6 protein-coding genes and 1 pseudogene are annotated in these 5852 nt (G+C 62.2%); all 7 read right to left on the reverse strand.

The genetic code is table 11. The features are described from left to right. Window positions 1-1218 (reverse strand): tyrosinase family protein (locus tag LJE91_10975; GenBank protein MCG6869216.1); only part of this gene is annotated, 1218 nt, incomplete at its 3' end. Between the two features lie 25 nt (window positions 1219-1243). Continuing rightward, window positions 1244-1459 (reverse strand): hypothetical protein, encoded by a 216-nt coding sequence (locus LJE91_10980; protein ID MCG6869217.1) that lies wholly within the window; start codon window positions 1457-1459, stop codon window positions 1244-1246. A 56-nt stretch (window positions 1460-1515) separates the two neighbouring features. Next, entirely contained in the window at window positions 1516-2271 is a 756-nt protein-coding gene (locus tag LJE91_10985) for an alpha/beta hydrolase family protein (GenBank protein ID MCG6869218.1), read from the reverse strand. Between the two features lie 196 nt (window positions 2272-2467). Further along, window positions 2468-2638 (reverse strand): hypothetical protein, encoded by a 171-nt coding sequence (locus tag LJE91_10990; GenBank protein ID MCG6869219.1) that lies wholly within the window; start codon window positions 2636-2638, stop codon window positions 2468-2470. 83 nt (window positions 2639-2721) lie between these two features. After that, entirely contained in the window at window positions 2722-4068 is a 1347-nt protein-coding gene (nhaA, locus tag LJE91_10995; protein MCG6869220.1) for a Na+/H+ antiporter NhaA, read from the reverse strand. 295 nt (window positions 4069-4363) lie between these two features. Then, window positions 4364-5326 carry a transposase gene (locus LJE91_11000; protein ID MCG6869221.1) on the reverse strand — a complete coding sequence of 321 codons (963 nt, stop codon included), beginning with the start codon at window positions 5324-5326 and terminating at the stop codon, window positions 4364-4366. Window positions 5327-5387: 61 nt separating this feature from the next. Beyond that, window positions 5388-5652: pseudogene (locus LJE91_11005) on the reverse strand (transposase). Window positions 5653-5852: the final 200 nt, after the last annotated feature.

Genomic DNA, 5852 nt, shown 5'->3' on the forward strand with positions numbered 1-5852 from the left:
GATCGTCAGTACGGGGATCGTGGATCCCGATCCTCCCGCATCCGTGGAGTTTCGAACGACCTGAATGCGATACGCGCCCGTGCGTGACGGATCGTAGAGCCGGATACGGACGTGGTAGGTCCCGGCCGACAGCGTGCGTACAATGCGGGCGTTGAGTTGCTCCCCCGCATCGTCGTCGGTACCGACCTCCGCGGTCGGATCGTCCGGACCGAACAGGGTCATGAAGGTGTCGGAATCACCGAAGGTCTGCAGGGTATAAGAGCCGAAGGATCCCACATCGAAGCGATAGAGGTCGCTCTCGCCCGGCGCGCCGATCCCGGTCTCGAGGGGATCCGCCCCGACAACGAGCTCGACCGCCTCTTCCCCCGGGGCGGAAGGGTCCGGCGTCCCCGGCATCAGGCGGTCGTACTCGATCTCCAGGCCCGCGCTGTCCAGCACGTCGATAGGGCGCGAGCCGATGAGACCGGCCGGTGTGCCCGCCATCGGATCGGTCAGGTTCTGCCCGAACGGGGCGCCGCTCTCCGGCAGGTATCCCTGACCGGGAAAACGCAGCTGCCACTCGTGCCAGACCTTGTCGACCATGCAATGGTGCAGGAAGAACACCGGATCGTTCGGCGAGGTCATCGGCAGCATCGAACCGCCGACCCAGACATGGCCGCGGTTGTGGAGATTGGGACCGGTCCAACCCTCGAGCTGGTCGCGAAAACTCGGCGCGGCCCCCATGATCCAGGGCGGGCTGTCGTACGGCGTGACGCCGAGCACCAGCTCGATGTCGGCCTGCGTCGACAGGGTCGCGAGGCCGCTGCGGCCAAAGGCGCGTGTCAGGGGACCGGCGGCATTACCGGCGGAGTTGACGATGGTCCACTCCCCCTCCCGGAACGGCCCGGTTTGCGTGGCACCGGTGATCGGATCCCCGTCGCCGCCCAGCAGGTCGTCTGCCCACATCGACGCGCTCCCGTCGCCCGACGGCCAGTTCCAGTAGGGCAGGCCAAGTTCGGAATTGCCGGTTACGCGTTGCAACTCCCGCTCCAGGTCCCAGATGAAACGCCGGTGCCAGGGCAGAAACGCGGGACAGCGGTGGATGTCACCCATCGGCGTGTTGGCGTGACGCAGTACGAACTGGTCGTAGACCCCCTCGGCCTTCAAGGCCTTGATGCCATCCACGAGTTCCGTGCGTTCGGCGGTGCTCAATGTGTTCGCGTCTTTTCTGATGGCCATGGCCCGTCCCCCCGGTTCGGAATGCTTACTGGCGGTCGCCGGAAAACTCCTCGGTATCGCGCACGATCGCCTGACCCAACTCGACCAGGGAATCGTATTCCGTATACGGCAGGTATCGGGTCGACCACTTGCCCCGGCTCTCGTTGTAGACCGGGTCGATACGCTTGCCGTCGATGCGCAGCGTGTCGTCGTCTTCGATCTCGATCAGGCAACCCTGAAAGGTTTCGCTGTACTGAGCCATTTTTCCTGCCCTCCATCTTGTGCCGGGATGACGCGCCTGGAGAAATCCCGCCTTACTTACAGTGCCGAACCCCAGACATCCACGGCCTCGACGAGTTCTACCTCCTTGCCATCGAAGAAGTGATTGGCGCCCTTGACCTCCTTCTGCGTGTAGGTATCGGACTTAGCGGCCGCCTTGCGCTCTGGAGCGGTTTCCAGGGTGTCTTTCTGGTCTTCGCTGCCGTAGAGATCCAGTACCGGTGTGGAAACGACTTCCAGCGTGACCGCCGGATTCAACTCGCCATCTTTCGCCAGCCCGATAACGACAAGACCCTGAATAGCGTCACGTGGCTGTTCGAGGTACCTCAGCGCCATCGACGCCCCCAGACTGTGGCCGACCAGCACGATGTCGTCAATACCCTGCGCTTTAAGAAAGGCGACGCCGGCATCGATTCGCGGCGCGACCTCGTCCATCAGGGGCAGGTAGTCGCTGACATCGGCCTCGTTCGGCAGGATCGGCATCTGCAGCGACAGCGTGGCCCAGCCGCGCTGCGGCAGACCGGTACGCAGCGGGCCGACGATCTGCGGCCAGTCCGGATGCACACCGATACCGTGCATCAGGATCACGCCGCCTTTCGGGGGAGAATCCGCCGCCTCGGTGTAGATCGCCAGGAACTCCTGATCGCCGGCCTTCAGATATTCGGCCTCGCCGTCCATCAGGGCATCGACGATCTGGTCCGACCAGCGTTTCTCCTTAGCGGCATCCGAAGCGTATGACGCCCCCGCGAAAAGACAAACTGCAATCAATCCGACGAGTTTCAGAAAACGGTTCATGATCTCCCTCAGTAGACCGTTACTCGAATCCCCGCGCGGGCGGGGCATTGTTCGAAGCGGCCGACCAGTCACCTACGTGCGAAAGGCAGGGATACACCGCATTGGCCTTGCCTGCAAACGGGCCTATTCCGCTTCGAGCGGCTCGCCGGCGATGCCCGTCTTGATGACGAACGAAAATCCGGCGCGATCTGGTATGTCATTTTCCGGCAATGGCGCCGAGCAAGGCGCCCCCGGCGGCGCCGACCGCTCCGCCGGCCAGCGTCTTCTCCGTTTTCTGGCTCGCGGCCGAGGCCGGGTCCTGCCAGCCGGGAACCGCGAACGCCAGCGCCAGTACACCCGCGGATAAGGAACGAAGCACTGTATTCATGTCAACGAACTCGCCAGGCAGTAATGTCACCCTTCCAAATTATACTGGAACCTTACCCGGATCCCGCACAAGATCCCGCCACGTTAGTGGGCGGGGCCGGATTCCGTATCGGAGGTCTGCGCCCTCGGCAGCGCACGGCTTAACAGGAAGGCCCCGAACGCCCCCGAGATCAGGGAGGCCAGGATGATCGCGATCTTGGCCTCATCGATCATCGCCTGGTCGGTATACGCCAGTTCGTCGATGAAGATGGACATGGTGAATCCGATCCCCGCCAGCGCGCTGACGCCCCAGATCTGGCCCCAGTTCACACCTTCGGGCCACTGCGCGAGACCGGTCCTCACCGCCAGCCAGTACGCCGTCATGATACCGACCTGCTTGCCCGCGAACAGACCCAGCATGACGCCAAGACCGACCGGACCGGGGAAGTCACCCAGCGTCCCGGCATCAAATGCCACCCCCGCCGCAGACAGGGCGAACAGCGGCAGGATGATGAAGGAGACAAAGGGGTGGAGCACCTTCTCGATGGCGATGCCAGGCGGTGTCATGTCCTCGGCGGCCATGTAGATCTCGCTGACGGCCCGGCGCTGCCGCTCGTCGGCATTGAGGCTCTCCCGTGTCGGCTGCAGCTTCTCCAGCAGGCGAAGACTGGAACGGGTCCTGTCGAAGAACTCGTCCGGTTCGATCTGCCCCTTCACCGGCACCAGCATCGCGATCAGGACACCGGCAACGGTCGCGTGTATACCGGAAGCCTCCAGGCTCACCCATACCGCGAATGCCAGCATCACATAGACCAGGACCATACGGACCCCCGCCCGGGACGCACGAAAAATGAGAAACAGAAAAAGACCGGCGAACGCGATGGCGACGAAGTTCAGCGTGGCCGTGTAGAAAAACGCGATCACGAGTACTGCCAGCATGTCGTCCGCAATGGCCAGTGCAGTCAGAAACACCTTGAGGCTGATGGGGACGCGACTACCGAACAGTGCCAACACACCCAGGGCAAAGGCGATATCCGTCGCCATGGGAATCCCCCAGCCCGCCTGTCCCGGCGTGCCCAGATTGAACCAGGTAAAGGTCAGCGCGGGCACGACCGCCCCGCCGATAGCCGCGCTCACGGGGAGGATCGCCCGCCCGAAGGAGGACAGCTCCCCGACCACCAGCTCGCGCTTGATCTCCAGTCCGACGACGAAGAAGAAGATCGCCATCAGTCCGTCCTTGATCCAGTGCCCCAGGCTGTGGGTGTATTTCGCCTCGTTCCAGCTCACGCCGATCTTCGCGTGCGTCAGGGTCTGGTATACCGACTCCCAGGGCGAGTTGGCCCAGACGATCGCAATCACGGTACACACGACAAGGGCCGCGCTGCCCGCAACCGAAGAGTGCAGAAAGCGCTCCATCATGTTCATGTGATGCTGATCGTCGTGCTCACTCATCGGTTGGCTCCTGGCGAACAGGTATCGGAAACGGTTTAGACACGAAAGTCTACAACAGGGGGATCGGGAGATTACACCGGTTGGAGCGGGCGCACCGGCAGGTCGCGAGCGCAGCGACGCCGCGGCAATCAGTCGAGGGTCGCCAGTGTCTGAAGGACGTTCTCCAGTTCCTCGCCGGTGAAAACGACCAGGACGGCACCGAACGGCTCCGGGAGAACCATGGTTCACCGGGTACGATGATCACCGACGACGTCAGGCTCAATCCATCGATAGGTTACGTCCGCATCTTCATGGTTCATGTGGTCAGATCCTGCGTTAGACGCTCGACCCGTTTCTCCAGATCCGCGTCCTCTTCCAGCGCCCGCTTCAGGGACCTGATCGACGAACCGGCGCTGGCATAGCCGGCGAGACCGAAGTGCCGGGCGATATCCGCCAGTCGCATGTCGGCCACGCGCTGACACAGATACATCGCCACACCCCGGGCGGGCCCGCGGCTACCCCGCCCCCGCGTCTTGCGGCGGATCGCATCCTCCTCGACGCCGAACCGGAGTGCGGTGGCGGTCACGACCTGTTCGAGAGTCGGCACGATACGCGCCTTACGAAGCTGGGGACGATCGATGTCGGGCCTCGGACCGCGCAATACGTGATCGCGAAATGCATCGTCACCCAGAATCGGACTCCTTTTCGCCCGGCCGAGGTAATCGAGCGAGGTCCCGCCGGGGTCCCCCGCAACGAACGCCGCGTAGCGCGCACACCGATTGCGTTTACCGACCGCATCGAGAATAAAGGCGGTCGTCAGCCATTTCGGCGAGGGATCTTCGCCGACATTGCTTCGGAAACTCGACCAGCGGAAATCGGTCAGTTTCCGGACCGTTCCGGCTTCCAGTGGGTTGCGGTGGAGATAGCGCGACAGTTCCAGCCAATAGGCATCCGCATCCACCAGTATGGCCTTGTAGCGCCCCCGAAACAGGGGCCCGTCTCGCCCCTGACCACGATTGACGTACTGGGTATAGACGCCGTTGAGGTGGCGCATGATTCGACTGAGATTCCCCTCCGGTGTGCGCAGAAGCAAATGGTAGTGGTTCGTCATCAGACAGTAGGCGTGCCACTCGGCGTTGAACCGCTCGGCGGTATCGGCAAGCAGCGAGAGAAAGTACGTACGTTGAACATCGCTACTGAACGCACCCCGCCGCCCAAGTCCGCGGTTCATCACGTGATACCACGCGCCGTCGAATTCGATGCGAAGGGGGCGAACCATGCGTCATAACAGTAGCACGTAGGCTATAGTTTGCTAGATTTGACCCCTTTGGATATTCCCGATTGAATCGCTGGGTATAGACACCGTTCAGTTGACGCATGCCTTTGGCGAGGTTGCCGTCGGGAGTTTCGACGAGGAGGTGCCAGTGGTTCCCCATTTGACAGTAGGCATGGACTATCCAGTTGAAGCGCTCGCAAACTTGCTCCAGGATCTCCAACCAAAGTTTCCGATCGTCATCGCCCAAGAATATGTCGTCTCGCCCGTCCCCACGGGAAGTGACGTGGTAAAGCGCTCCGGCAAACTCAATAACGTAGCGGTCTTGCCATGGAGGCAGTCTACTCGAGCCACAGTCACGGGACAAGACCTGACCCCCTAACTCGGGACTGACCTAGCCTGTCGAAATCCCCCGCGAATCCGAGCTAAGAATTTCCCGCTTTTTGGCTTTGATCGTCAGCAAAAAAGGCTTGGCGCTTCTTGCGCATGGTGTAGGGAATGTGCGCCTGTTCCCAAGTCGCCAGATCGCCTT

Source organism: Gammaproteobacteria bacterium (assembly GCA_022340215.1).
Lineage (GTDB): Bacteria > Pseudomonadota > Gammaproteobacteria > JAJDOJ01 > JAJDOJ01 > JAJDOJ01.